The sequence below is a fragment of the Kaistia sp. UC242_56 genome (assembly GCF_044452255.1).
Lineage (GTDB): Bacteria > Pseudomonadota > Alphaproteobacteria > Rhizobiales > Kaistiaceae > Kaistia > Kaistia defluvii_A.
Map to the genome: position 1 here is coordinate 765,798 of NZ_JBIOAN010000002.1, position 25,037 is coordinate 790,834.

At 62.1% G+C, this 25,037-nt stretch carries 22 protein-coding genes; 9 read left to right on the forward strand and 13 right to left on the reverse strand.

Annotated elements, in window-relative coordinates; all coding sequences use genetic code 11:
- Window positions 1–2: 2 nt before the first annotated feature.
- The 11 genes from ACHMWQ_RS06330 to ACHMWQ_RS06380 all read right to left on the reverse strand — a co-directional run bounded on the left by ACHMWQ_RS06330 (window position 3) and on the right by ACHMWQ_RS06380 (window position 11,895).
- Window positions 3–1,301 (reverse strand): AAA family ATPase, encoded by a 1,299-nt coding sequence (locus tag ACHMWQ_RS06330; protein ID WP_396306792.1) that lies wholly within the window; start codon window positions 1,299–1,301, stop codon window positions 3–5.
- A gap of 411 nt (window positions 1,302–1,712) precedes the next feature.
- On the reverse strand, window positions 1,713–2,807 hold the full coding sequence (locus tag ACHMWQ_RS06335; RefSeq protein ID WP_354554536.1) for a tyrosine-type recombinase/integrase: 1,095 nt from the start codon (window positions 2,805–2,807) through the stop codon (window positions 1,713–1,715).
- Window positions 2,791–3,444 carry a helix-turn-helix domain-containing protein gene (locus tag ACHMWQ_RS06340; protein ID WP_396306793.1) on the reverse strand — a complete coding sequence of 218 codons (654 nt, stop codon included), beginning with the start codon at window positions 3,442–3,444 and terminating at the stop codon, window positions 2,791–2,793. The genes ACHMWQ_RS06335 and ACHMWQ_RS06340 overlap by 17 nt, the downstream gene beginning before the upstream one ends.
- Window positions 3,441–4,052, reverse strand: coding sequence for a DUF1376 domain-containing protein (locus tag ACHMWQ_RS06345; protein WP_396306794.1), 612 nt, complete (start codon window positions 4,050–4,052; stop codon window positions 3,441–3,443). The genes ACHMWQ_RS06340 and ACHMWQ_RS06345 overlap by 4 nt, the downstream gene beginning before the upstream one ends.
- A gap of 132 nt (window positions 4,053–4,184) precedes the next feature.
- The gene (locus ACHMWQ_RS06350) at window positions 4,185–4,388 is read right to left on the reverse strand and encodes a helix-turn-helix domain-containing protein (protein WP_354554531.1); all 204 of its coding nucleotides are present in this window, start codon (window positions 4,386–4,388) and stop codon (window positions 4,185–4,187) included.
- Between the two features lie 118 nt (window positions 4,389–4,506).
- The gene (locus ACHMWQ_RS06355) at window positions 4,507–5,511 is read right to left on the reverse strand and encodes a hypothetical protein (RefSeq protein WP_396306795.1); all 1,005 of its coding nucleotides are present in this window, start codon (window positions 5,509–5,511) and stop codon (window positions 4,507–4,509) included.
- Between the two features lie 336 nt (window positions 5,512–5,847).
- Window positions 5,848–7,014, reverse strand: a complete 1,167-nt coding sequence (locus ACHMWQ_RS06360; protein ID WP_354554528.1) for a tyrosine-type recombinase/integrase — start codon at window positions 7,012–7,014, stop codon at window positions 5,848–5,850.
- Window positions 7,015–7,314: 300 nt separating this feature from the next.
- Window positions 7,315–8,490, reverse strand: a complete 1,176-nt coding sequence (locus ACHMWQ_RS06365; protein WP_396306796.1) for a glycoside hydrolase family 88 protein — start codon at window positions 8,488–8,490, stop codon at window positions 7,315–7,317.
- A gap of 91 nt (window positions 8,491–8,581) precedes the next feature.
- A complete protein-coding gene (locus ACHMWQ_RS06370; RefSeq protein ID WP_396309402.1) occupies window positions 8,582–9,154 on the reverse strand; it encodes a DUF1349 domain-containing protein in 573 nt (190 codons plus the stop codon).
- Window positions 9,155–9,162: 8 nt separating this feature from the next.
- The gene (locus ACHMWQ_RS06375; RefSeq protein ID WP_396306797.1) at window positions 9,163–10,233 is read right to left on the reverse strand and encodes a LacI family DNA-binding transcriptional regulator; all 1,071 of its coding nucleotides are present in this window, start codon (window positions 10,231–10,233) and stop codon (window positions 9,163–9,165) included.
- 57 nt (window positions 10,234–10,290) lie between these two features.
- The gene (locus ACHMWQ_RS06380) at window positions 10,291–11,895 is read right to left on the reverse strand and encodes a GMC family oxidoreductase (RefSeq protein WP_396306798.1); all 1,605 of its coding nucleotides are present in this window, start codon (window positions 11,893–11,895) and stop codon (window positions 10,291–10,293) included.
- Window positions 11,896–12,284: 389 nt separating this feature from the next.
- Here ACHMWQ_RS06380 and ACHMWQ_RS06385 point away from each other — a divergent pair, with 389 nt between their 5' ends.
- The 8 genes from ACHMWQ_RS06385 (at window position 12,285) to ACHMWQ_RS06420 (ending at window position 21,450) form a co-directional block, all read left to right on the forward strand.
- Complete coding sequence (locus tag ACHMWQ_RS06385) at window positions 12,285–13,265, forward strand: substrate-binding domain-containing protein (protein WP_396306799.1); 981 nt, start codon at window positions 12,285–12,287, stop codon at window positions 13,263–13,265.
- Between the two features lie 114 nt (window positions 13,266–13,379).
- The gene (locus ACHMWQ_RS06390; protein WP_396306800.1) at window positions 13,380–14,171 is read left to right on the forward strand and encodes an enoyl-CoA hydratase-related protein; all 792 of its coding nucleotides are present in this window, start codon (window positions 13,380–13,382) and stop codon (window positions 14,169–14,171) included.
- A 50-nt stretch (window positions 14,172–14,221) separates the two neighbouring features.
- Window positions 14,222–15,433, forward strand: coding sequence for a CaiB/BaiF CoA transferase family protein (locus ACHMWQ_RS06395; protein ID WP_396306801.1), 1,212 nt, complete (start codon window positions 14,222–14,224; stop codon window positions 15,431–15,433).
- Window positions 15,434–15,471: 38 nt separating this feature from the next.
- The gene (locus ACHMWQ_RS06400) at window positions 15,472–17,016 is read left to right on the forward strand and encodes a sugar ABC transporter ATP-binding protein (protein ID WP_396306802.1); all 1,545 of its coding nucleotides are present in this window, start codon (window positions 15,472–15,474) and stop codon (window positions 17,014–17,016) included.
- The gene (locus ACHMWQ_RS06405; protein WP_396306803.1) at window positions 17,013–18,005 is read left to right on the forward strand and encodes an ABC transporter permease; all 993 of its coding nucleotides are present in this window, start codon (window positions 17,013–17,015) and stop codon (window positions 18,003–18,005) included. Before ACHMWQ_RS06400 ends, ACHMWQ_RS06405 begins: the two co-directional genes overlap by 4 nt.
- On the forward strand, window positions 18,002–18,934 hold the full coding sequence (locus ACHMWQ_RS06410; RefSeq protein ID WP_396306804.1) for a tol-pal system YbgF family protein: 933 nt from the start codon (window positions 18,002–18,004) through the stop codon (window positions 18,932–18,934). The genes ACHMWQ_RS06405 and ACHMWQ_RS06410 overlap by 4 nt, the downstream gene beginning before the upstream one ends.
- A gap of 3 nt (window positions 18,935–18,937) precedes the next feature.
- Complete coding sequence (locus tag ACHMWQ_RS06415; protein ID WP_396306805.1) at window positions 18,938–19,954, forward strand: ABC transporter permease; 1,017 nt, start codon at window positions 18,938–18,940, stop codon at window positions 19,952–19,954.
- Entirely contained in the window at window positions 19,951–21,450 is a 1,500-nt protein-coding gene (locus ACHMWQ_RS06420; RefSeq protein ID WP_396306806.1) for an aldehyde dehydrogenase family protein, read from the forward strand. The genes ACHMWQ_RS06415 and ACHMWQ_RS06420 overlap by 4 nt, the downstream gene beginning before the upstream one ends.
- Before the next feature lie 114 nt (window positions 21,451–21,564).
- Here the strand turns inward: ACHMWQ_RS06420 and ACHMWQ_RS06425 are convergent, their stop codons facing one another.
- Both ACHMWQ_RS06425 and ACHMWQ_RS06430 read right to left on the reverse strand, forming a co-directional pair.
- A complete protein-coding gene (locus tag ACHMWQ_RS06425) occupies window positions 21,565–22,905 on the reverse strand; it encodes an amidohydrolase family protein (RefSeq protein ID WP_396309403.1) in 1,341 nt (446 codons plus the stop codon).
- A gap of 237 nt (window positions 22,906–23,142) precedes the next feature.
- A complete protein-coding gene (locus ACHMWQ_RS06430) occupies window positions 23,143–23,562 on the reverse strand; it encodes an HXXEE domain-containing protein (protein ID WP_396306807.1) in 420 nt (139 codons plus the stop codon).
- Between the two features lie 921 nt (window positions 23,563–24,483).
- Between ACHMWQ_RS06430 and ACHMWQ_RS06435 the strand changes: the two genes are divergently transcribed.
- Entirely contained in the window at window positions 24,484–24,996 is a 513-nt protein-coding gene (locus ACHMWQ_RS06435) for a superoxide dismutase family protein (protein ID WP_396306808.1), read from the forward strand.
- Window positions 24,997–25,037: the final 41 nt, after the last annotated feature.

A 25,037-nucleotide genomic window follows, 5' to 3' on the forward strand; every position in this document is an offset into this window, starting at 1 on the left:
TCTCACTGTTCGGTTTCCACAACCTTCGAGCCTGCCTGATAAAGCTGGAGCATCAGATCGCCGGCGGTCCTTGCCAGCGCGTCCTCCCGCTCGGCGGCAAGCGTGGTCAGTTGCGCGGCCCGCTCCGCAGTTGGAGCCTCATGATTAACTTTAGCGAGATCGCCACGCTCTCGGATGCAGGTGCCAAGGCGCTCGCGTTTCGGCCCGCCCTCGGCATCCTTGATCGCCTCGATGCAGGCGTCGATGTCGATGGCTGCGAATGCCTTTCCTTCACAGACAGGTTTCAGCGGCGCGATCTGGGCCAGCGCGTCCTGGCACTTCTCTTTCGCCGCCGTTGCATTCAACTCTCCAACGGCCGCGCCAACTAGAATCTCGTAGTCCTTGGCAATTGCTGCTGACAGCTCACCGGCGGTCCGCTCTTCGCGCGTCTTGTTTTGTGCATGGGCGGCAACGCTGAAGTGATTGTTGAACGCGCGCGTGTTCACCAGACCCGCGAGAGCCTGGCGAAGGTCGCTGTATGCCGATAGCCCCAACAACCCGGAAAAGGTACGTCCGCGAACGAGTGGCGCCGCAGCGATGAACTTCTGAAATGTCGGTCCATCAAGGAATACGAACTCGCGATTGAGCGCGGTCAAAATCGCGCTGGCATCCCATGGCGGAGTGGCTGCGACCGAGCGAAGGCCCAGCGTGTTCCGGCCGACGGTGATCGTGCATCTTTCTCCGCCGGGTTCGGCGACGAGCAGGAGCTTTATAGTGGACTGACCGGTCGAGTGAAATCGATTCTGGTAGTAGTCTTTGTCCCGCTCGGCGGCGGGGAGTTCATCCAGCCAGGGTAGCTTTCCGGTGATCGCGTAACGCACGGCGTCGTAAACGGATGTCTTGCCGACGCCGTTCACCGCAGAGATACTGCTGACCTTGGCGGGCTGCAGTTTGAGCTCAAGGGGGTGCCCCTCATTGTTCACGCCTCTGAAGCCCTCGATCGAAACGCCTTCAAGTAACCAGCCGGTCACTGGCGGCAAGGGCGCGGCCAATGGTTGGGCGGTAGCCGCGTTGGCGGGCGCTGCCGCGACCTCTGCCTCGCCTGTGTTTTTGTCCTCGGTGGGCGGCGCGGTGCAAATCTCGAACAACCGATCCCAGACTTCGTCCGCCTTGTACGTTCCCACGAGAAGTGCCGAAAATTGCTTTCGCATATCCGCTCCCAGCGCGGCGTCCAGCTGGTCGATATAGTTTCCGAACGCGGATAGATTGTCATCGAGACTTGCATTCTCGTCGAATGCGAAGGCCGCTGCCTGTACAGCCATAATATACACCCCCCATTTCTGCCCAACTCAATCATGACGTGAGTACTTCGTGGGCACAAGTGTCGCAGGTTTGATCGGGGTGAGTCGCGCGGTGGTAATTAAGCCTCCGCCAGCAGCCCCCAAGATGCCAGAACCCGTGAATGCCACGCGGTCAGGGTCGCCAAGTACGAGCCGAAACGTCCGCTTCTTGGTGATGGCAGAGTCTAGCTGAAGGTCCGCGATGAGGGCGCGAAGCGGCCATTGGTCACAGAAACCGGCAGCAGCTCACTAGGCCGGGCCCCTCAAGGGGATGACGGCCAGTCTAGACCTTCATTACCTCTGGACCATAGAACCCCAACGCCCGCGAATGCGGGCGCTGGATCTACTTGGTGCTCTTCGGCGCCCACGAAGTCGCGTGAGGCCGTCCAGTAGCTAACCGAGTGTCAGGACATCCAGAAGCGAGGCTCGCTTCTTCGCCGGAAGGCGTCGATACAGCATGAGCAGTTCCTGCTCGTCGCGCACCGTCAGATCGGTCCGCACCAAGCCCTGCATGAGCGTATTCTGGCGATTGGTGTCGAGCTTTCCGTAATGAACCAGCGATGTGTCCAGTTTCTCGTGACCGAGGTTCTGGCTCCATGCCTTAAGCTCCTCCCAGGTTGCGCAGATCTCGAGGCCCAGCAGCATCAGCGTATCGCGCACAGCGTGGGGATTGATGTAGTCAATGTCGGCGCTCCGGCAGGCTGACCGGAAGACCTCGCGCAACGGTTGCGAGGTTTTCCAGAACGCCTCCTTCTCTCGCGTTTCGTCCCCAGGGAGCCGGAAGCGAGGCCGGGCCGGGAACAGAGGAGCGTCAGGGTCAGCGCCGCCTTCGAGGCGCTCCCTGACCCAAGCGACTACGATTTGCTGGATATCCTCCCCAACCGGAAACCAGCTCGTGAGCATATTCTTGCCGAACTTCGTGTTCACCTCTCGTGCGTTCTGAAGGATTTGACGGTCCGCAAGCTTCACATGCTTGCAGCGCAGCGAGATCACGGCGCCCACGCGCATGCCGGTAAGGTAGATCAAAGCGACCAGAGCCCGATTGCGTCGCTGAAACACCGTCTGATCGGCCATGGCAGCGAGCATCTGGCGGATCTTATCTGCGGTGGGTGGCGCCTTGTCCGGCTGCGTTTTGAGCCCAATCACGACACGCGGAGAGGGCGTAAGCCGGGCAACCGCCTCCAAGTCGACCTTCAGCTTCTTGAATGTAATGAGCCAGTCAAAGAACGCCTTCAGGTCGGACAACGTATGGACGATGGAAGAGTCCGAAAGCGTGTCGGCGCCCGCCTTGGAGGGGCGCTGGTGCAGATGATCGTTGAATGCCTTGGCCTGCGACTTGGTGAGGCTCTCAAAGTTCTTGCCACCCATGTAGCGTTCAAGCTCGGTCAGGTGACGCATGGCAGCATCAATGGTCTTGTCGCCGTGCTTCTTGGCGTCGCTCAGGTGCTCGATATAGTCGTGCCGAAGCCGCTCATTCCACGGGTTCATGGAGGACCTCCAAATTGATGGGAATTTGCACAATCTCACCGGGACGGCGAGAAGGAGAGTAGTCGTCTTCGCTGGAGGTCAGGTTGACTCCCAGCTCTTCAAGAATCTGGACCTGAGAGCGCGACTGAAAGATCCCATTCGGCTTGCCGCAGGAGGGCGAGGGGCAGCGCCAAGACAGGGTCCCCGCGGACTTTTTGTCCCAGCGGATATCCGCCGCTTGGCCCACCAGCGTAGAAACATTCTTGCAGTGGAAGCAGAGGAATTCGCCGGGAGAACAGTTCCACCGCGCACCATCATGCCGAGCTTTATGAAACGCGTTCAGGTCCTCGCCACGGAACAAGACCGGAGAGCCGGGTACCGTGATCAATCCCTCGTTGATCCAGTTGGTCAATGTGTTTCGGGTGACGTTGTAGAGCTTCATGACTTGGGCGCGGCTATAGTTGCGATGCTGCTTGGCCTTTTGCGGATGGAAGATTTTGAAGGGCTTCCGAGCTCGCTTCTCTGGCCCGTCCGACGACGGAGGAGGCGCGTGCGGGACCGCATTGCTGCTCACTTCCGTCAGCTTGGTCAGAACGAGCAGATCGAACAGATCCGCCATCGGCAAAGCATCTTCTCGCTTCCTGCGCTTCTTCGTCATAGCGCTGAACGCGCCAGGATGGAGGGCGTGAGCTTGCCTGCCACGAGAAGCCGCTGGAGTTCGTCAAGGTCGCCCGGAAAGACGCCACGTTCCAGTAGCCATTCGCAAGCTGCCTGGGGATCAGCAATGGCGGGAAAGGGAGGCTGGTCACTGGCCTCAGTCGCAAGGGAAGCCTCGCCATCACGGGGGGCTACCTCAGGCTCAAGCCCGAACGAAGCCAGGCTTGTGGCTTGGCCTTTGGCCTGGCTTGAAGCCTGGACAAAGGTGGGGCTTTCGTTGGGCTTGGCCTTCCCCTTCGAGCTTCCGCCCTTCTTGCCTGCATTCGACAAACGCTCATGCGTAGCGGCGCACTTCTGACGGGTCCGGTGGGTGTCCTCGTGACGCCAGTTCGGTCCAAACCGCGGCCGGATTGCCGAGGCCACTTGAGGCCACTTGTCCGCTGCGACATGGGCGATCCGCGACAGCCGATCGCTATCCGTGGGGAGTGCCCCATACTGCCACTGATGCATGCGAAGCAGCATGTAAGCGCCGTATTCTTCAGCGGTCAGATCCGAAGCTGCGGCGAGTTCCTCGACAACCGAGATGGGCATGCGGGGCGAGGCGATCACGGGATCGCTTCCTTCATCCTCATCACGTCATCGCACGAGATGAAGCGTTCCATCGCCGCCTGGGCGAGGATCAACTCTCCAGCCGACGGGCGGACGGAATGGACGGGCGGGAGAGACCGTGAGGGCACGGCTTTACTCCGAGCGACCATCGTAGAAGGGTAGCGTGTCCAGATAGGCCTGGAGATCGGTCTCCAGGACGACGGTCTTGCTGCCGATCTTGCGGGCCTTCAGGCGACCGGCGTTGATCTCCTGATAGAACTTCGTGCGGCTGATGCCGACCCGGCGGAGAACCTCCGCTACCGTGTTGGCCGCCGGCCGAAAAATGTTCGCGTTCATGGTCGTCCCATTCGTTGCGACACTTAAGAATGTGTCTGAACGACCGAGACATGAGCGACCGCGGTAGCTGGAAATAGCCGCGTCGATTAAAATTCTGCGTCGATTAAGTCTGCGCTGATTACTTCTTGCGTCCGGGCGGAGCCCGCGCATCGAGGCTGGCCCCCTCCCGTGCCTTCTTCCAAATCACGTCAAACGGACGACTGCGGACTCCCCAACCAACGATGTTGGCGGCTTCCGCCTTCGCCAACTCGGGGCGCTCACGCAGTTCTTGAGTAAGGCGATCTATTGCATTTTGAGACTTTAGCTTTTCGTTGGCCCGCGCGGGGTTCAACACCGCGGGATAGTAGTTGTTCAGAAAGCGAAGGTAAGAGGCCCGCTCGACGACCACGTCCCGATAAGACACGTATCGGCCGCTGGCCGTGGCGCCATCGTAGTCCGGCTCTGGCGCGGCCTCGCCGACGGCATGGATGCAACTGTCCTCATCGAAGCTTCGTTCCTCGACGAAGTAAGCAGTGGGGATTTGCTGTGGCGTTGAGTTGAAGAGGCTAGGCTCCAGTATCCAGGCTTCGTCCGCAGGCACTCCCATAAATCGCACGTCCCCGGCTCGAGCTGCAGCGTTCAACTGGCCGAAGAACTTGGTCCGTCTGCGGCCGATCTCTGCCCGCCAGAACCCGTCGATGATGGCGAAATCAAATCGGCGGGGAGTTGGTCCACAAAGCGCGCCCGCTTGCCGGTCCCCGGACGAAGGTGAAACGACTGCCTCGTTTGTCAGACGAATCTGGTGGCGCTCAAGGCGCGCCTGATATGCCGCGTCGGCCGCGGCGAGTTGTGCCAGGTCGGGGGTCGAGTCGTCGTCAATGCCGAAGAGGATGGCCCCTGGATTGGCTATATCTACGTATTTGGGTCCGAGAAGCGGTGCCCCATCCGTGATCAATACCCACTCGCCCGCGTTAGTGATTGCGTACTCCCTGTCGAGCTCAGGGGGGAGGCGAATTGGACCCTCATATCTGACAGAGGGCACGCCGCCGTAGAAGGCCAGATCCATTGCATCGGACAGCTTCACGAATTCGCCGGTCGGCAAGTTTTCTAAGTCAAATGTGAATCTATACGCTGCATTCTGCATGTTTGCCTCCTCGAGTCTCGGAGAGCCTAGCGAGAAGTTTCCTCGTGGCTAAAGCGCTGCTTACCAGCTTAAATCTCAGGGCACGAGATGAGGTCTACGTCCAGCCGCCCGAGCATCCGGGGTATTGGTGCACGTGAAGGTCGTTATGGAACGAGACTCAAACGCGGATGGCATTGAGTGGGTAACGATGGAGAGGCTATTGTCAGCAACGCCCATTCACGCGCGATTTCAATATCTTGGTGTGAGAGAATGGCGAGTAGCGGAGGATTCAGCGTTTCCGTGAGACGAGGTCATGGCCAAGCCCGTCTTCCCGCTTTCGTCGGCGGGGATCGGCGGCTACAGAGCTAGAGCTGCCAACGCCTGCTCGGCAGCAGATTTGTTCAGGTGTCCATAGTGCCTTTCGATCATCTCCACGCTGGTGTCGCTCAGCTGCGCGACTGTCAGGATCGGCAGGCCACCGTCCACAAGGTCGGTTAGGACGGAGTGGCGGAATACATAGGCTGTCACGGCACGGCTAAGCCCGGCGCCAATTGCAGCCTGACGAATTGGATCGTTCCAATCATTCTTGGTCCAACGCTTGCCATTTCCGCGCATGAACATGGGGTCGGCCGGCGACTTATTCTTGGTTTGCTCTGCCAGGAATGCGGCCAATGTGACAGGAACGGCAATCCGACGCGGCTTGCCAGTCTTGTCCTTCCCGATAGTCAATTCTCGCGTGCGCTTGTCGAAGTCACCGGCACTAAGACCCGACATTGCTCCAGGTCGAAGAGGCATCATGGCAATTGCCTTCACGAACGAAAGTGCCTCGGCGTCTATCCTCTCCAACAGCCTGCGGCGCTCGTCAATGTCGAGATACAGTGTCCGTTGACGGTCTGCGTTCTTTATTGGCCTCAGCGCTTCTTGCCACGCGGCGGGTGTGTTTGGAGTGCCGTGTGCAAGATGCTTGGAGAGTGCCGCGCGGAGTGGCACAAGATCGCGGTTGACCGTGGATTGGGCCCGAGCACGCGTTACCTTTTCGCCCTCCTTGCGCCGACTCACCAATGCAGGCACGGCCTCAATCCGGGCGCGCCACGCCTCGATGTGGTGCTTGCGCAGTTTGTCGAGCCTCACGTGAGCAATCGGGTCGCTATAGACATTGCGCTTCAGGCGGTCAGCTTCGTTGGCATGCGTTCTTGCATAATCCGCGCATGCATCCTTCACGGTCACGATCTTGACGTGACCATTGGCGATGCCGCCAGACTCGACTTGGTTCGCAAACGCTTCGGCCTCCTTCTTTGCGGCGGCAAACTGCTCGTTTCCCGGTAGCGTGCCGAAGTCGCCCAGCGACCTCATTTTGTACTTGCCCGCATCGGCATCATAGCTGCGGGCAATCCACGTGCCTGGACCACCGCGTTGCGACGGACGGAAACCGAGAAAAGCTCCGGTCCGGAGCCGCTGCCAATGCGGTTCACGCTGGGCCTTTAGCTCCCCCCGCCTCCCGACCTTGCTCAAATCGATCGCCAACCAGATGCTCCAACTTTGTGCGTACGAAAAAAGTACGGAAAACATCGGTGAACGTCAATGGTCAATAATTGCCCAAAATTGAATGATATCAACGCTTACTGTGTGCGTAAATGTTTGGTGGTGTGCTGAATCTCTGCCCTCCGAAGGCAGAGGCCAGGGGTTCGAATCCCTTCGGGTGCACCAATCTTTTCAAAGATTTAGATCACGTGAGGGTGTTTCGTACGGAAAGCGCGTGGCGGCGCTGTCTCTTTCGGAGACACCCGACGGGAGTTAACAAGTTCGCCGCACCGCGATTTTGGGCTAAACGATCGGCCGGTGCTCGAGGCTGAAGGCGCCGGGCATGGCGACGCGCATCAGCGCCTCGACGAAGAAATAATCCCCGAACATCACCGCCGACTGCACACCGATCTGGTGCGGCATCGAATAGCAGGCCTTGGTCAACAGGCCGCGATGGGAGGGTTCGCGGGCGAGATAGTCGCGGCAGAGGCCGGTCAACAGGCGGTCTGCCTGTTGCTGCCACTTGGCGCGCTCGGCCTCGTCGCGATGCAGGCGGGCGAGATCGATCAGACCCGCCGCCATGATCGCGCTGGCCGATGAATCCTTCGGCGCATCGGCCGAGGTGTCGTTGAAATCCCATGGCGGCACGACATCGTCGCCGAGCTGCGCCAGCCATTTGTCGGCGATGACGCCGCCGCGCGTCCGATACTGGCCGTCGCCGGTGGCGCCCGCCGTTGCCGCGAGGCCATAAACCGACCAGCCGGTGCCGCGCGACCAGGAGGATTCATCGTGCTGGCCCTGATAGGTGTAGCCGCGCAGGCGATCGCCGCTCGTCGTGTCGTATTCGACCGCGTGATAGAGCGTCAGGTCGGGACGGGTGAAGGCGCGGTCGGTCATCCGCGCATGCGCCTCGGCGGCGAGCAGGAAGCTGGCATCGCCGCTCTCGGTCGCTGCCCAGTAGAGCAGGGGGATGTTCGCCATGGTGTCGATCGCCGAGCTGGCGCGGCCACGCGGATCGCTCATCGGTCCCCAGGACGAGATGTAGGCGCCCTGCCGGGTGACGACGAGGCGGTCGCGCAGGCGGGCGGCGGCGCGCAGCGCGATGTCGCGATAGCGGCGCTCGCCGGTGATGCGGTAGAACGGCATCGCCGAGCTCAGGAAGATGAAGCCGATATCGTGCGTGTTGCCGTCCTCGGCGCGCTGCTCGACCAGCAACATGCGCTCGCGCGCCAGTGTCAGGAACGTCTCGTCGCGAGTGTGCAGGTAGGATGCGAGCAGCAGGCCGACCCAGAAGCCGCAGAACCAGTTGCCGTGGCTCCAGTTTGCCCCGGTGTAGCCTGCCGAGACCGAAGCCGGCATGGTCTGCCAGGCGCCATCCGGGGCGGTGACATAGGGAAACTCGACGCCGATGGTTCGCTCGTCCTCGATGAGCTTGGCGGCGAGAAGATCGAGCGCTTCGTGGTACGGCGCAGTCGACATCGGGTTCATGGCGTTTCCTCGGGTCGCGTTGTCGCGACGGCGCGCTATTCCGCGCCGTGTGTGCGTTGGCACTTGGGATGCAGGCGCGGGATCAACCGTGCAGCGGGTTCGCGATCGGCGGGCCAACCTCAAACCGCAGGAAGCGAGTCTGGAACCCGGCCCGTTGCGGCGAGCAGGTCATGGGGCCGATCTGCAAGCTTGAGGTCTCTGGAAATGGGCATAGCCGCATTAGTTGCCAGCCGCCTTCGGTATCGCGGTAATGCGCGATCGCCGCTCCCCCAACGCGGGTCAGGCGTACCGCCTGGGGACCTGTAAGCAGAGGGCGTGCCGTGACCGACCAATCTGATAGGCCGTCGCGCGTGCATACGAGGCTGAAATTGGTCACGCCGTCGGAATGCTCGATGCCGAGCTTGATCCAGTTGCGCTCGTCGAGCCGCAGCATCAGCCCGGCCTGGTCATAAAGCGTCTCGTATTGGCCCTCGAACTCCACCAGCGCGGTGAAGTCACCCTCGGCCTGCCGGTGCAGGAAGTGGCCGGTGTCGCGCCGGAAGCCGTAAAAGGTCGATTGCCAGAAATCCGTCTCGGCCGCCGTCGTGACCTTGAGAATGTTGGATTGCACGGACCATTCGGGCGGTTCGTTCAGCCACTCCATCGCCTCGAACATCTTATCCGTCATTTTTGCCGTCCCTTCTCCACGCTCGGGCGATCGCCCCCGCAACTCTGTCGCTGCACGAGATGGGGCGGATAGGTGATGTTGATGGGGCCGTGTCCGGCGTCATCCCGGATGCGGCCCAGTGCGTTGGCGATGACTTTGCCGAGCTCGTAGGGAGGGGTAGCGACGGTGGTGAGAGGCACGGGCTGCTCGCTGGCTTCGGGGATGTCGTCATAGCCGACGACGGCGATGTCCCTGCCGGGCACCAGGCCGGCATCATGGACTGCATTCATGATGCCGATGGCCACGAGGTCGTTGTAGCCGATGAAGGCCGTGGGCGGATCCTCTGCCCGCAAGAGCTCCGCAGCCGCTTTTCGTCCGAACGCCTTGCTGCTGCCGCCGCTCACGATCAGGTTTTCCTCGACGGGGAGGGCGTGCTTTCTCATCATCGAGACAAAGCCGGCATAGCGTTCATTGAAGGCATAGTTCGCGGGATAGCCTCCCAGGAACGCGATGCGTCGATGGCCGAGCTGGATCAGGTGCTCCGTCGCGATCAGCATGCCGAGCATCGGATTGCCGCCGATATAGTCAAACGACCCGAAGCCGATGTTGCGAACCGCCATCAGGAACGGAATGTTGCTCTCACACAACGCGTCCAAATGTTCGGTCTTGGTTCCCGAGGCGGGCACGATAACGAGGCCGTCAATGGCCGAATGCACGAAATTGTCGAGCATCTGGGCCTGTCGCTCCAGCGAATCTCCGCTTGAGGCGAGAGTGATGAGGGTATCGTTTGAATCGAGATTGTCGGAGATGCCGTTGTAGATCTCGTGAAAGTACGGGTTGCCGATATCGTCGATGATCATGCAGTAGGTCGTCGAGCGGCGGCGTCTCTGCGATTCCTCTGACCGGCGCCGCTGGTACCCCACCAGCTTGATGGCATCCAACACGCGCTCGCGGGTGTCCAGCGCCAGCTGGCCCTTTTGATGAAGGACAAGGGAGACGGTCGCAGGCGATACGTTCGCCGCCTTGGCGACGTCGTGGATGGTCGCACGCTTCGATGGTTGCGTAGGGGCCAGGGATTCGTCGCTCAAGTGTTCCACGCTCCTGATTCGTCTTTATCGCGCTCAGCGCGTGCTGCCAATGGCACGTCAGGCGATCTGGTGCAGGGGGGCTTCCCCAAGAACCAGCGCGGCTCCCTTTTCGCCGATCATGATGGCGGGAGCATTGGTATTGCCACTGTTAAGGTAAGGCATGATCGAGTTGTCGATCACGCGGATGCCGTCCATGCCGTGCAGCTTCAATTCCGGATCGACGACCGCGTCGGCGCCCGTGCCCATACGGCATGTGCCGGCGGGATGATAGTCGACCGAACCATACTGGCGGACATAGGAAAGGATTTCTTCGTCCGTCCGCAACTCGGCCGATGGAAAACGTTCAGCCTTGATATGTTTTGCCATGGCCGGCTGCGCCAGAATTTCGCGAATGTGCCGGATGCTTTCTATCGACATCCGTCGATCATATTCATGATCATGGTAGTTCGGATCGATCAGCGGAGCATCCTCGGGGTTTGCCGAGGCGAGCTTGACTGTTCCGCGGCTCTTGGGTCGCATGACGCATGAATTGATGGTGATGCCGTGCCCTTGCACCTTCGTGCGCGCCGCATTGACCACATAGGCCGGCAAGACGTGGGTCTGGATGTCGGCCCGCCCGCTTCCGTCGCTGCTGATGAAACAACCACCTTCCGCCACCGGGGATGTCGGGGCTCCCGTCCGGTAGAGGAGATACTGGATGCCGTGCTTGATGTTGCGGGGAAACTCGTTCTGGCCGTCGTAGGAGATCGGCTCCTTGAGATCGGAGACGACGTATGAGTTGAGGTGGTCCTGGTAGTTTCTGCCGACCGGAAGCTCGTGCAGCGGCTTGATGCCAAGGGCTCGCAATTCGTCAGCGGGACCGATCCCCGACAGAAGCAGGAGCTTCGGCGAACCGATGGCTCCCGCGCTCAGCAGGACCTCCCGTTCGCAGCGCGCCACCTGGATCTTGCCGCTCTTCTCATATTCGACGCCGACGACACGATTGCGCTCCACGATCAGCCGGCGGCTCATGGCGCCGGTGATCACCGTCAGATTGGGGCGCGACATGGCGGGGCGAAGATAGCTGGTTGCGGCGCTCGCGCGTCGGCCGTCCTTCTGGGTCACCTGGTACAGGTTGGTACCCAGCTGGTTCTCGCCATTGAAATCGGGGTTGAAGGGATACCCGGCCTGCTGCGCCGCCAGCACATAGGCGCGCGCCAAGGGACTGGGCGAGCGCTGGTCGCTGACACGGAGCGGTCCTTCCGTGCCGTGATAGCGGCCCGCCAGGCGCTCATTGTTCTCTGCCCGCCGGAAGTAGGGCAGCACGTTGTCGTAGGACCACCCGGAATTGCCGCCTTCCGCCCAGGAATCATAGTCTTCCTTCTGGCCGCGAATATAGATCATGCCATTGATCGAGCTGGAGCCGCCCAGTGTCTTGCCGAGCGGGAACCAAAGCCGACGATTGTTCAGATGCTTCTGCGGGACAGTCGAAAAGCACCAGTTGACGCTGGGCTTCTGCAGTTTCGCGAAGCCGCCCGGGATGTGGATCATGGGGTCGTTGTCGCGACCGCCGGCCTCCAGCAGCAGAACCTTGATGTCCCGGTCCTGGCTTAGCCGATTGGCCAGCACGCAGCCGGCCGAGCCGGCCCCGACGATGATGTAGTCGTACATTTCGCTCCCCATTCCATCTCAGGCCCCCGTCCTCCGGCAGGCGCGTTGCATGCCAAAAAATAACGGCGCCGAGGCGATGTCAATATTTATTGAATTTTAGTTTGGTGAAATTCGATTTTCATTCTTACTGCGTCGCAACAACAATCAGCCGTTTCGAGCTAAATAGCCGAACTTTCTCAATAATATCCCGCATCGCACACAAGATGAATGATTGATCAAGCGAAATTTTACGGAATTTTATGCAGATATTTTATTGACAATTTATCAGGGTGGCCTCCATTTTGCCGTCACTTGGCGTGCTCGTTGGCAGCCAAGGGGAGGGGAAGCGCACCGATCCAGAGGGTCGAGCGCTGCACGTCTCGGAAAGCTGAAAGCGCTTTCCGTTCATCGGGAGGAATCAGATGTTCAACAGGCGCAAGTTTATTGCGGCCATGCCTGCCGCCGCTTTGGCTCTATCGATGGGCCTGTCTGTCTCGGCTCAAGCCCAGGAAGGTCCCGCGGGTTCGCCCCCATGGACCATCGGCTTCTCGCAGGACACGATGGACCAGCCCTGGCGGGCCTTCATGGTCACTAGCGCGCAGGCGCAGGCCAAGAAGTATCCCGAACTCATCAAGGAGTTCATCTTCACGGATGCCAAGGGCACGAACGAAAAGCAGATCGCCGACGTCGAGGACCTGATCTCGCGCGGTGTCGATCTCATCATGATGAGCCCGCGCGAGGCGCAGGCCCTCGTTCCGGCCGTCGAGGCGATCAAGAAGGCGGGTATTCCGCTGATCGTTCTCGATCGTGAGGTCGTCGGCGAGGACTACAACGTCTTCATCGGCGGCAATAACCTCCAGATCGGCGAAGGGCTCGGCAAGTACGCCGTCGACAAGCTCGGCGACAAGTGGAACTTCCTCGAGATCGAGGGCGTGCCGGGAGCCACGCCCACCATCCAGCGCCACGAAGGCTTCGCATCCGCCCTTGCCGGCAAGGACGGCATCAAGCGCCTGGACGCGCAGCCGGCCAATTACGACCTGGCCCCGGCCATTCCGATCGTCGAAGACTGGGTCACCCGCTATCGCGGCCAGTTCAACGCAATCTACGCCCATAGCGACCCGATGATCCTGGGCGCCATCAATGTGCTGAAGGGCGCCGGGTTCAAACCCGGCGAGGTCTTCCTGATCGGCGTCGACGGCCAGAGAGAGGCCTTTGAAGCGATCAAGGATGGCTGGCTTCAGGCAACCTCGATCTACGCGACCGGCGGTGCCCTTGGCGTCGATATGGCGGTTCGCGTCCTGAAGGGCGAACCGGTTCCCAAGCGCATCACAACCGAGACGCCCGTGATCACGCCCGAGAATGTGGACGAATTCTACGACGCCAACCTCCGCTACGTCCGCTGACACTCTACGTCGCCGGGGCATTTCTGCCCCGGCGCTTCGCCTGCGTGACGCCGCCGTCTTCTTGGCTGGCGAACGCCCGGACGCCTTCTCCCTATCGCGGCTCATGGACCGGTCATGCTGAACTCACCCGGCAAATTCACTTTCATAGAAGCGAGCTGCCCACGTGCGGGCGTGGCCCTGCTCAGACTCAACCGTCCTGAAAAGCGCAACGCGCTCAATGCAGCCCTTCTGGCTGAACTGGCCGAGGCACTCTCCTGCGCTGAACAGTCGGTCGATATTCGCTGCGTGGTGCTGACGGGATCCGACAGTGTGTTTTCGGCCGGCGCCGACATATCCGAAATGCGGGAGCATGGCTTCGCGGCGATCGACAATGCGGGCCGCAGGCATTCCTGGGCCAGCATTGAGCAGACGAGACTGCCGCTTGTGGCCGCCATTCGCGGCACATGCTTTGGCGGCGGTCATGAACTGGCCCTCTTGGCGGATGTCGTGATCGCGGCGGATGACGCGCGGTTCGGGCAGCCCGAGATCAAGCTTGGCATCCTGCCGGGAGACGGGGCGACCCAGCGCCTGACGAGCCTGGTCGGCAAGTACCTCGCCATGAAGATGATCCTGACGGGCGATCCGATTTCGGCCGAGGAGGCTTTCCGCGCCGGATTGGTGGCTGAACTGGTCCCTGGGGAACGCTGCGTCGACCGGGCTCTCGATCTCGCCGAGACGATCGCCAGGCACTCCCCTGTGGCGTTGCGCCTTGCGAAGGACGCCGTGCTCGCCTCGTACGAGACGTTTCTGCAGGAGGGTTTGAGGACGGAGCGGCGCAACATCGCGCACGCCTTCCTGACCGAGGATCAGAAGGAAGGCATGACAGCCTTCTTCGAGAAGCGTCCGCCCGAGTTCAAGGGCCGTTGAGCCCAGCCCGGCTAGCACCGCACCAGAATTCCAATCGACGGGAAACGCACATGCAACTCGACGGCATTCGGATCGTCAGCTTCAACCATTTCCTCATGGGGCCGCTGGGAATGCAGTTCCTGGCTGATATCGGCGCGGACGTGATCTCTATCGAGCCATTGGAAGGCGCGTTTCAGCGCCACTGGGGCCCGGTCGATTCCAAGCGCAGCGGCGGCGAGACCGCGCTCGCGCTTGTCGCCAACCGCAACAAGAAGTCGATCTGTCTCAACCTCAAGGATCCCGAGGGGCTGGCGATCGCTCGCGAACTGGTTGCACAGGCCGATATTGTCGCCGAGAACTATCGGCCCGGCGTGATGGACAAGCTGCAGCTTGGCTACGAAGCGCTCAAGGCGATCAAGCCCGACATCATCTATGCCGCGGCAACGGGCTTCGGCGCGAGCGGTCCCTATGTTGGCCGCCCGGGCCAGGACTTGATTGCCCAGTCGGTTTCCGGTTTGGCGTGGATCACGGCGAAACCTGGAGAAACGCCGCGCCCGGTCGGCACCTCAGCCATCGACCACCATGGCGCCGTGATCTTCGCCGCCGGCATTCTCGCGGCGCTGGTGCGCAAGGCCCGGACCGGGGAAGGCGGGCGCGTCGATGTCAATCTGCTGTCCGCCGCGCTGGACCTTCAGGCTGAATCCCTGGTGGCCTATTTCAACGGCGACACGCCGGAAGACATCCGTCAGCCCGCCCAGGTCGGGACCTGGTATCACGAGGCGCCCTACGGCATCTACGCGACATCCGATGCCTATATCGGCCTCTCCCTCGGCGCGTTGGATGGGTTGTATCAGGCCTTTGATGTGCCGGCAGCGGACCGGATTCCAGCGAAGGACGCCTATGTCCGGCGCGACGACGTCTCCAGCCTGATCGGAAGCCTGGTCAAGACCCGGTCGTTCGCGGAACTCAGCGACTTGCTCAACCGCCACAAGATCTGGTTCACCGAGGTCAACGATTACCGGGCCGTTTCCGAGGATCCGCAGGTCCGTCACAACGGCGATCTGATGCGGCAGCCCGGGTGGGATGGCGCGGAGATCACCCTGGTTTCCCATCCGGTTCGATATGACGGGGTCGCACCCGCGGTCCGTATGCCGCCCCAGCCGCTCGGCGCGCAGACGCGGGTCATTCTGGAAGGTCTCGGCTATTCGGATGACGCCATCACCGATCTGGCCAGGCGTGGCGTCGTGGGCTTCGGCGCGTCGGAGCGTTGCGATGTCGGGTGATCCTCGCGGGAACCCCCGGTTGGCAAGGGTAGGTCGTCATGCAGACATTCATTGAGGCAAGCGGCATCGCCAAGTCCTTCCCGGGCGTTCGAGCGCTGAGGGAGGTAAGCCTTGATATTCGTGCGGGCGAAATTCTGGCGCTCGTTGGTGAGAACGGCGCCGGCAAGTCAACGCTGATGAAGATCCTGTCAGGCGCCCAGTCGCCCGATAGCGGCGAGATTCGGATCGACGGGGAGGTCGTGGTCTTCACCGGTCCGCGCGACGCGCAGGCCTGGGGCATCTCCACGATCTATCAGGAACTCATGATCGTTCCCGAGCTGACGGTCCTGGAGAATGTGTTCCTCGGCGATCTGAAGCGCGGAAGGTTCGGACTTGTGGACTGGTCGGCCATGCGCCGGGAGGCACAGTCGATCCTGGCGAGCCTCGGCTTCGAGGCATCGGTCGATACTATCGCCAGGACGCTCAGCATCGCCGAAATGCAGCTCATCGAAATTGCAAAGTCGCTGACCCGGCGTTCCCGCCTGATCATCATGGACGAGCCCACGGCCTCTCTGGCGCGAGAGGAAGTCGACAATTTGTTCCGGATCGTTCGCACGCTGCGCGAAGACGGCATCTCGATCATCTTCATCACACACCATCTGCACGAGATCTTCGAGATCTGCGACCGGGCCGTCGTGCTGCGCGACGGTTCATACGTCGGCGAGGCGAAGATCGCGGAACTGACGGAAGATGAACTGGTGGCGATGATGCTGGGCCAGGCCGTGACCGAGAACCACGACCGGTCGGCGAGTGCGCTGAAGAGGGGCGACGTCGTCCTTTCCGTGAGGGGACTGCGCCGCGCGCCGGACCTTCAAGGGATTGATCTGAGCCTGCGCCGTGGCGAGGTGCTTGGCATCGCGGGATTGATGGGGGCGGGACGGACCGAACTGGTTCGCGCCATTTTCGGCGCCGATCGGTTCGATGCGGGCGAGATCTCCGTCAAGGGCAAGGTCGGCTACTTTGCCTCGCCCAGGGCGGCTCTCGACGCGGGCCTTGGCCTCGCGCCGGAAGACCGCAAGGGCGAGGGCCTCATCCTGTCCATGCCGATTGGCCAGAACATTACCCTCCCTTCGCTTGGCAAGCATGCAGGCGTGGCCGGCATCCGGCTTGGCGAGGAAGCGGCGGCGGCGCTGGAACTGAGCCGGAAGCTGAAGGTGAAGTGCGCCAGCATCGATGAAGCCGTTGGCAATCTCAGTGGCGGCAATCAGCAGAAGGTCGTGCTTGCCAAGCTCGTCGGCGCCGGCGTGGAGATTTACCTGCTCGACGAACCGACCCGCGGCATCGACATCGGCGCCAAGGAAGCGATCTACAATCTGATCTGGGACCTGACGGAACAAGGCGCCTCGGTCATCGTCATCTCCTCGGCGATCAAGGAACTGCTCCGCCTCTGCGACACCATCGCCTGCCTGCATCTCGGCAAGGTGACGCGCACCTACGACCGGGCGGATTTCGACCTCAACGCCATCATGCTCAACGTCATGGGCAAGACCGCCGAACCATCGCCGGCTGCCATCGCCCACTCACACGCGGGAGGGCGCGCATGAGTGCGGCTGCCAAGCGAGTATTCCTGAGCGGAAACTTCCTCGTCCTCGTCGCTCTGTTCGTCGTCGCAGGACTGATCTCGCCCTATTTCTGGACCACCGAGAACCTGCTCAACGTGATCCGCGCGGCCTCGCTGATCGGCATCGTCGCGATCGGCATGAACGTCGTAATTCTCGCGGGCGGCATTGATCTGTCGGTCGGATCCGTCGCGGCGCTGACCGGCGCGATCGCGGCGAGCGTCTGGCTCTCCGGTGCGCCGCCGCTGGCGTTTGTCGCAATCCCGATCCTGGTTGCTGTGCTGGTTGGCCTTGCCAATGGCTTTCTCATCACCGCGATTGGGCTACAGCCCTTCGTAGGGACGCTGATCCTGATGACCGTCGTCCGCGGCGCGGGATTGGTCTACACCAACGGCCAGCCGATCTACGCCGACTATCCCGAGCCGTTCCGCTTTCTCTCGAATGGCTGGATCCTAGGGCTGCCGGCACCGGCGGTGATCTTCTTCGCCATAACCCTCGTCACCTGGTACGCCCTGAAGTGGCGCGTGATCGGCCGGCAGGTCTATGCGATTGGCGCCAACGAGACCGCCGCGCGCCTGTCGGGCGTGCAGGTCAACCGGGTCAAGCTCGCGACCTATGTCTATTCGGCTCTGCTCGCCGGCGTCGCCGGCCTGATCCTGACGGCGCGGATGGGCTCTGGCGAACCCGGCCAGGCTGGGCAGTTCTGGGAACTCGACGCAATCGCAGCCGTGGTGATCGGCGGCACCGCGCTCCAGGGTGGGAAGGGGTCCGTCTGGGGCGCCTTCGTCGGGGCGTTGATCATCGGCATCGTCTCGAACCTGTTCAATCTACTCGGCGTGGCTCCGCAGTGGCAGCAGGTAGCCAAGGGCGGGATCATCCTGATCGCCGTCGGCCTGCAGTACTTCAACGATCATGCACGCGTCGCGTGGACGATGTTTCGCGCGTCGCCCCGCAGCGAGGGAGCGAAGCCATGACGGATTACGCCGCCTCGCGCGCACTGGCACGGCCCGTGACACCGAGTGGCCTCAAATCCTGGCTGCGCGGCCTGGGCATCACGCTCGGCGCGCTGGTCCTGCTGAATGGCTGCCTGTTTGTCCTGACTCCGGCGCTCTTCCGCGTCGACCTGGCCAAGGGCCCTTATACCGAGGCCAACAATCTCGAGCTTACCCGCGTCTATCATCGCGCGATTCCGCTCTATGAACGCGTGATCGAGGCCTATCCGGACTCTGACTACGCGCTGCTGGCGCGCATCGGCATCGCGAACTCGAATGTCGGCCTCGGCAAACGCGATCTGGCGCTGGAACAGTACAAGAGTCTGCTCGCCACGCTCGAGACGGATGCCGCCCTGAAGGACAAGCGCTACCAGGTCCTCGCACGCATGGCGGGCCTCTATCGCGACAATGCTGACACCGAAGGGTTCAGCGCCGTGTTCGCACAGCTTGAAAGCGCTTATCCCGGTACCGAGGCGGTTCGTGACGGTCGGGTCTATCTCGATAGGGTGAAGGCCGAAAGCCAGACGTCGGCTCCGGCGCTTCCGGCGAACTTCCCCTTCCGGATCGATCCCGGCGCGATCGTCGTGCCGAAAACGGCGAAGGTCGGCGACGTCATCGAGATCACGATCCCGCTGGCGCCGGCCGGCGGCAAGACGCCTGACTTCTCGCTGATGACGAGCCTGCCGCTCTATCAGGGTTTCAGCGTGAAGCAGATCTCGCCCAATCCAAGATCGGTCGCCGATTTCTGGGGTCGCCGGGCCTGGCAGTTCGCTGGCATCGACAAGCCTGTCGAGATCAAGGCGCAGCTTCTCGCCAAGAAGGTCGGAACCTACGCCTTCGACCTCGATGTCGAGATGAACTTCGACATTGTCGAGCTCGGCATTTCCCATTCGATCCAAGTGGAGGACTGAGGCATGGCTGCCGCGATCGTCCGTCTCTTCCGCCGCAATCCCATCATCCTGGTGCTGCTTCTGCTTGGTGTGGCCTTCAGCCTGATGAATGCGGAGTTCCTGGCGCCCCGGAATATCACCAACATCCTGCGACAGGCCTCGATGCTCGGTTTCGTCGCGCTCGGCATGTCGTTCGTGCTGCTTACACGGGGCATCGACCTGTCGGTCGGGTCCGTGGTGGCGCTGTCGTCGGTCTTCGTGGCCGGCTTCTCGGCGACGCTGCCGCCGATCGTGGGCATTCACCTTGCCTTGATCGCCGGCATGGGGGTCGGCCTCGCCAATGGCCTGCTCGTCACCAAGTTCCGCTATCAGCCGATCATCGTCACGATCAGCACGATGGCAATCGTCCGTGGCCTCGCAATGGCCTACTCGGACTCGCGGCCGATCTTCGGCACGCTGCCCGATGTCTATTTCCTGCTCGCTGAGGGCTCCTGGTTCGGATTGCCCGTGCCGACCGTCCTCTTTATTGGCGCCTGCCTTATCTCGGGTTTCTTCCTCAACTACACGGCGACCGGTCGGCAGATCTATCAGGTCGGCGGCAATGAGGAGGCCGCACGGCTTGCCGGCGTCAGCGTCGACCGGATCAAGATCCTGACCTATGTGCTGAGCGGACTGCTGTCGGCGTTCGCCGGCCTGATCCTGGCGGCCCGCATGCAGTCGGGCGACGCGGTTCGGACCGGCGTTGGCTGGGAGCTCGATGCGATCGCCGCGGCGGCGATCGGCGGCATGTCGTTGATGGGCGGTGTCGGCACGGTGGTCGGTACGTTCTGCGGCGCGCTGATTATCGGCATGATGGCCAATGCCTTCAACCTGTTGGGCATCAACCCCTATTGGCAGCGCATCGTGGTCGGCCTCGTCCTTGCGATCGCGGTCGCGACCTATAGCAGCCACCACCTCAAAGCCCTGATTTCGAAAGCGCTGCGTGCCGTCCGCCCTGTCCGGAACGGTGCAACCCAAGCATCCACGGGAGTTTCACGATGAACCACGTTGGCACATTCGCGGGCTTGCCCGAGGGGCTGCGCGATTTCGGCTTTTATGTCGGAGGCGTGTGGCACGCGGCTGGCGATCGCCCGCAGAGCGTCCGCCACAGCCCCGGGCATGGCCTACCGGTGACGCGGATTGCACTTTGCGATGTCGCAGACCTTGATGCGGCGATTGAGACGGCGCGGGCGGCGTTCCGCTCACGGGCCTGGTCCGGTGCCTCGGGTGCAGATCGTGCAACCGTGCTCCTGGCCGTTGCGCGCGGAATTCGCGACCGTCTCGAAGAATTTGCCTATTGGGAGACGCTCGAGACCGGCAAGCCGATCACCCAGGCGCGGGCCGAGATGGCGGATGCGGCGGGACACTATGAGTACGCAGCGGGCGTGGCCCGCACGCTGCATGGCGACTCGTTCAACAATCTCGGCGATGACATGTTCGGCATCGTGACCCGGGAACCCGTCGGCGTCGTCGGTGTGATCACGCCGTGGAATTTCCCGTTCATCGTGCTGGCCGAGCGTCTCCCCTACATTCTGGCGGCCGGCAACTCGGTCGTGATCAAGCCGAGCGAGCTGACCTCTGCGACAACCCTTATCCTCGCCGATATCCTCGCGGCGAGCGGCCTGCCGGCCGGGATCTACAACGTCGTCACCGGGCTCGGCGAAAGCGTCGGGCAGGCGATGGCGGAGCATCCCGGCATCGACATGATTTCTTTCACTGGCTCCAGCCGGGTCGGCGAGAAGGTGATGGTCGCCGCCGCGCGCAACTTCAAGAAGGTTGCGCTGGAACTGGGTGGCAAGAACCCGCAGATCGTCTTCGCAGATGCTGACCTTCACGATGCTGCGGACGGCGTCGTCTTCGGGCTCTGCCACAATGCCGGCCAATGCTGCGTCAGCGGCAGCCGCCTGATCGTCGAGGAGACGATCGCCGAACGCTTCGAGGCCCTGCTGGTCGAGAAGTTCAGCCGTGTGCGGACCGGCGACTGCCTGGATCCCGCGACCCAGTTTGGCGCGATCGTCTCGGACGCGCACCAGCAGAAGATTCTTGGCTATATCAGGAGCGGCCAGGAGGAGGGCGCCCGGTTGGTCTGCGGCGGCGACACGCTACCGATCGGTAATGGCCGCTACGTCGCGCCGACCCTCCTCGCCGACGTAAAGAATTCGATGCGAGTGGCCCGCGACGAGATCTTCGGGCCGGTGCTTTCCCTGATCACCTTCCGGGATTTCGACGAGGCCTTGGAGCTTGCCAATGACACCCCCTACGGACTTGCGGCCAGCATCTGGACCAAGGACATCGACAAGGGCATCCGCGCCATGCGTAGCGTGCAAGCCGGACGAACTTGGGTCAACACGACCATTGCAGGTGGTCCGGAGCAGGCCATAGGTGGCTTCAAGCAGTCCGGCCTCGGCCGTGAGACGGGTGTTCTGGGCGTGCAGGAATACACAGAGGTCAAGTCGGTCCACATCGCCCTTGGCAAGCGCAAGCATTGGGTCGCGTGACATGGAGAGCGGGGCGCCACTGCCCTGTCTTCCTGGGCAGGTGCATGCTGCCCGGTGAGCCGGCCGATGCGAAGGGCGGCGCGGCTCCATTTGTTCCAGCACTCTTGGTCGCGCTTAGCTTTTCAGCGAATTCTTGAAGATCCTGCCGTCCTTCATGATCACCAGCAAGTTCTTGGCTGGGTCGGACAGCAGCGAGATGTCGGCGGTTGGATCGCCATCGACCAAGAGCAGGTCAGCCAGCGCTCCGACTTCGACGACGCCGAGCTTGCCGGGATAGGGATTGCGCCGGTCGGACAGGGCCAGCAACGCCGCATTGTCGGCCGTCGCCATTTTGAGCACTTCGGCCGGCGTATACCACCGTGTCATCGTCTGAAGCTGGGCGCCTTGCCGAGCCGCCCGCGCGCCGTCGAAGAGAATGTCGGTGCCAAAAGCGACCTTCACGCCGAATTTCTTGGCCAGACGATAGGCGTTGTCGGTTCCCGCGCGCACTTCCGCCGCTTGCGCACGACCGGCGGCGTCCGGTTGCGCATTGGCCATTTCGTCCGCCAGGAAGGGCTGCAGGCTCCACCACGTCCCGGTTTCCGCCATCAGCTTGGCCGTGGCCTCGTCTGCCAGCTGGCCGTGGTCAATGACCTTGGCCCCGCCTTCAATGGCACTTCGAATGGCCTCGGGCGTGTAGGCATGGACCGTCACATAAGTGCCCCAGCTGGAGGCCGCTTCAACGGCCGCGCGGATTTCGGGAACGCTCAACTGCACGGTGTCGATCGGTCCGTAAGGCGACGACACGCCGCCGCCCACGGTCAGCTTGATCTGGCTGGCGCCCTGCAGCAATTGCTCCCGGGTTCGCTTGCGCACCTCGTCCGGGGAATCGGCAATCGCCGACATGCCCATCCGTTCGGGGTAGCTCAGCCTGTCGGGGGTGGCCGGCACTTCGTGAAGCATGCGGAAATCGCCATGGCCGCCACTTTGCGAAATCATGGCGCCGGACGGCCAGATGCGGGGACCGAAGACGACATCCCTGTCGATTGCCATCTTGAGCCCGAAGGAGGGGCTGCCAAGATCCCGAACACTGGTGAAGCCGCGCAACAGCGTCGCTTCGGCTTCCGCCCCCGCCATCAAGGTGATCAGCGTCATCGGCGCCGTCGACGCCACGGCCATGGTTGGCCGTACCATGAAGGTATGCCAGTGAGCATCGATCAGCCCGGGCATGAGCGTCCGGCCTTCGCCCGCAATGCGGGTCGCCGTGTCCGAGGCCTGGATCGGCTCCGCCGAAATCGTGGCGATCCGATTGCCTTCGACGAGCACATTCATCGGGGCGGTCAGTCCGGCGCCGTCAAACACCCGGACATTCTCGAAGACGACGGCCGTGGGCGCCGCAGTCTGGGCTTGTGCCGGCGCGGCTAAACCGAGCGCCGCCAAAGCCGTTGCGAGCAGTCCACTGATCGGCTTCGCCATAAGCTTCATATGCGTGTCCTGGTTGACGAAATTGTCCTGAACAATCTGTGTAGCCGATCGCTTTCGGCCTGTCAGGTCGGCGTCGGGCGCGGCGGGCTCTATCGGCCTCGTCCATGAACAGGCCAGCGAGACGGCCGTGGAATTCGATGCCACCGGAGTTGAGGCTCTCCGGCCAAGGGGCAGGGCGGTGTGGCCGATCAGGAGGCCGCCGCCAACGGCGCGGGCCCTGCGACATTGTCACGTCTGCCGGAAGTAGGGACGGGATCGGAGGTGCAGCATGACGATCGGGTAGGCCATCAGGAGCGCCGCCCCGAGGATCGCGATCGCGGCGGTCTGGGCATTGACCAGCCCGTCCTCGATTGCTTTCGCCCAGACAATCCACGCGACGGGCAAGAACAGAACGACGGCCGTGAACAGTCCTGGCGAGAAGCGCCCCTTTGTCACGAGGACCGGCAGGATATGAAAGAAGATGGCGTTTATGGCCATCAGGGATGCGAAGCCGAGCGGCGCGACGGCGAGCGTGGGGGCCAGGAAGGCCTGGGCAATTCCCAATACGATAACCACCGCGTTGGTGACGTAGAAATCGCCCCATTCCACGGGAAGCTTGATGACGGCGCGGGCCCAATCCCGCCAGTTGAAAGAGAATTCCTCCATCATGTGAACTGCGTAGGCTGCCACGGCTATCCAGGCTAGAGTTGGTAAGGTCATGTGGTGTAGACCCCTTCGCTAGCGAGCAGGCGCTGGGCCCCTCTATTGCCTCGGGCCGCGCTGATCGAGCCTCTCGCTCCCGGCCCAGACGGTTCCAGTTCTCGTCTTCCAAGATCCAGAATTCCGCCATCGGCTGAGCGACAGGTTGAACCCGTGTCGTCCACAACCTTACCATACGACACCTGTTCTTTCCCTGCCAGTTGCGACACGGAGCGGATGGTCGCCGATGGCGGTTTCTGAGCCGCTTCCCGTGGCTGCTGGTTTGTTGGTCATGCGCCGGGTGCTCCGTCTCTGCTTGAAGAGCTTTGCGAGCTTCTCAACTCTCTTGGACAAACCAGAAGCGCGACAGAAGAGATGCCGGACATTTCGGCTTCTTCATTGTCATCGGTCGGCTACATGCCAATTCGGTCATTCCTTCAAGCAATTCGAGAAAATACAAAGTGAAGTACTTCTGTCGAATTCGAATAACGCCGGCTCATCGTTGCGAATTGGCGCTTCAGATAATCACGGGAGTTGGCGATCCCGCAAAGACGGATGCGGTTGGACATATTTTTTGGAACACATGCACCCGCTCCGCATTGATATTTCTTCAGGGGAGAAAAAGGTATGGCAGGGGCGGGTCGCTCGACGAAGCTTTCTAAGCGTTACGCCGTCGGAGCGCTGGCAGTGCCGATTGTCCCGATGCGTATGTCGCCATCGCTTCCTGGCGGAGCCGGGTCCCCGGCCTATGGCGACCGATATCCAGCTTCGCAAATTCGGCCTCGCGATTTCAGAGCGGGAAGGGGCGCCATTCACAAGGCGCTCAGTCCGCGCCCGAAAGAATCGCTGTCGCGGGAGGATCCTCTCCTGCAAACCAACAGGGAGGTAGCCATGAAGACATTCCTCACATTCGGCGTGCTGGCGGCATTCGCCATGACCGTGCCGGTAGTCGCGCAGGCGGAGCAGGCGGCCAAGGCGAGCTTTGTCGGCGCGGACGGTGCCGCCAATGGCACCGCGTCGCTCTCCTCGACACCCGCGGGCGTGCTGATCGAGGTCGAGGTCACGGGGCTGCCGGCGGGGAGCTGGGTCGCTTTCCACGTGCACGAGACGGGAAGCTGCGATCCTGCGACCAAGCATGAATCGGCCGGCGGGCACTTCAACCCGGGCGACAAGAAGCACGGCTTCAAGGTCGCCGAAGGCGCCCATGCCGGCGACATGCCCAACCAGTATGTCGGGTCCGACGGGACCTTGCGCGCACAGGTCCTGAACGCTGCCGTGACGCTGGACGACGCCGCAACGGGGATCAAAGGCCGCGCCCTGATGGTCCACGCCAAGGCGGACGACTACGCGACGCAACCTTCCGGCGGCGCTGGAGACAGGCTGGCATGCGGCGTCATCGAGTAGTCGGCGCGGTTTCCAGCGCGGCGCGCTCCGCGGCAATCGGG

Bases quoted from the DNA above. Each gene is read 5' to 3' on its own strand.
- ACHMWQ_RS06330 (WP_396306792.1), bottom strand. From the start codon at position 1,301: ATGGCTGTACAGGCAGCGGCCTTCGCATTCGACGAGAATGCAAGTCTC.
- ACHMWQ_RS06335 (WP_354554536.1), bottom strand. From the start codon at position 2,807: ATGAACCCGTGGAATGAGCGGCTTCGGCACGACTATATCGAGCACCTG.
- ACHMWQ_RS06340 (WP_396306793.1), bottom strand. From the start codon at position 3,444: ATGACGAAGAAGCGCAGGAAGCGAGAAGATGCTTTGCCGATGGCGGAT.
- ACHMWQ_RS06350 (WP_354554531.1), bottom strand. From the start codon at position 4,388: ATGAACGCGAACATTTTTCGGCCGGCGGCCAACACGGTAGCGGAGGTT.
- ACHMWQ_RS06355 (WP_396306795.1), bottom strand. From the start codon at position 5,511: ATGCAGAATGCAGCGTATAGATTCACATTTGACTTAGAAAACTTGCCG.
- ACHMWQ_RS06365 (WP_396306796.1), bottom strand. From the start codon at position 8,490: ATGTCGACTGCGCCGTACCACGAAGCGCTCGATCTTCTCGCCGCCAAG.
- ACHMWQ_RS06370 (WP_396309402.1), bottom strand. From the start codon at position 9,154: ATGTTCGAGGCGATGGAGTGGCTGAACGAACCGCCCGAATGGTCCGTG.
- ACHMWQ_RS06380 (WP_396306798.1), bottom strand. From the start codon at position 11,895: ATGGGGAGCGAAATGTACGACTACATCATCGTCGGGGCCGGCTCGGCC.
- ACHMWQ_RS06385 (WP_396306799.1), top strand. From the start codon at position 12,285: ATGTTCAACAGGCGCAAGTTTATTGCGGCCATGCCTGCCGCCGCTTTG.
- ACHMWQ_RS06390 (WP_396306800.1), top strand. From the start codon at position 13,380: ATGCTGAACTCACCCGGCAAATTCACTTTCATAGAAGCGAGCTGCCCA.
- ACHMWQ_RS06395 (WP_396306801.1), top strand. From the start codon at position 14,222: ATGCAACTCGACGGCATTCGGATCGTCAGCTTCAACCATTTCCTCATG.
- ACHMWQ_RS06400 (WP_396306802.1), top strand. From the start codon at position 15,472: ATGCAGACATTCATTGAGGCAAGCGGCATCGCCAAGTCCTTCCCGGGC.
- ACHMWQ_RS06405 (WP_396306803.1), top strand. From the start codon at position 17,013: ATGAGTGCGGCTGCCAAGCGAGTATTCCTGAGCGGAAACTTCCTCGTC.
- ACHMWQ_RS06410 (WP_396306804.1), top strand. From the start codon at position 18,002: ATGACGGATTACGCCGCCTCGCGCGCACTGGCACGGCCCGTGACACCG.
- ACHMWQ_RS06415 (WP_396306805.1), top strand. From the start codon at position 18,938: ATGGCTGCCGCGATCGTCCGTCTCTTCCGCCGCAATCCCATCATCCTG.
- ACHMWQ_RS06420 (WP_396306806.1), top strand. From the start codon at position 19,951: ATGAACCACGTTGGCACATTCGCGGGCTTGCCCGAGGGGCTGCGCGAT.
- ACHMWQ_RS06425 (WP_396309403.1), bottom strand. From the start codon at position 22,905: ATGGCGAAGCCGATCAGTGGACTGCTCGCAACGGCTTTGGCGGCGCTC.
- ACHMWQ_RS06430 (WP_396306807.1), bottom strand. From the start codon at position 23,562: ATGATGGAGGAATTCTCTTTCAACTGGCGGGATTGGGCCCGCGCCGTC.
- ACHMWQ_RS06435 (WP_396306808.1), top strand. From the start codon at position 24,484: ATGAAGACATTCCTCACATTCGGCGTGCTGGCGGCATTCGCCATGACC.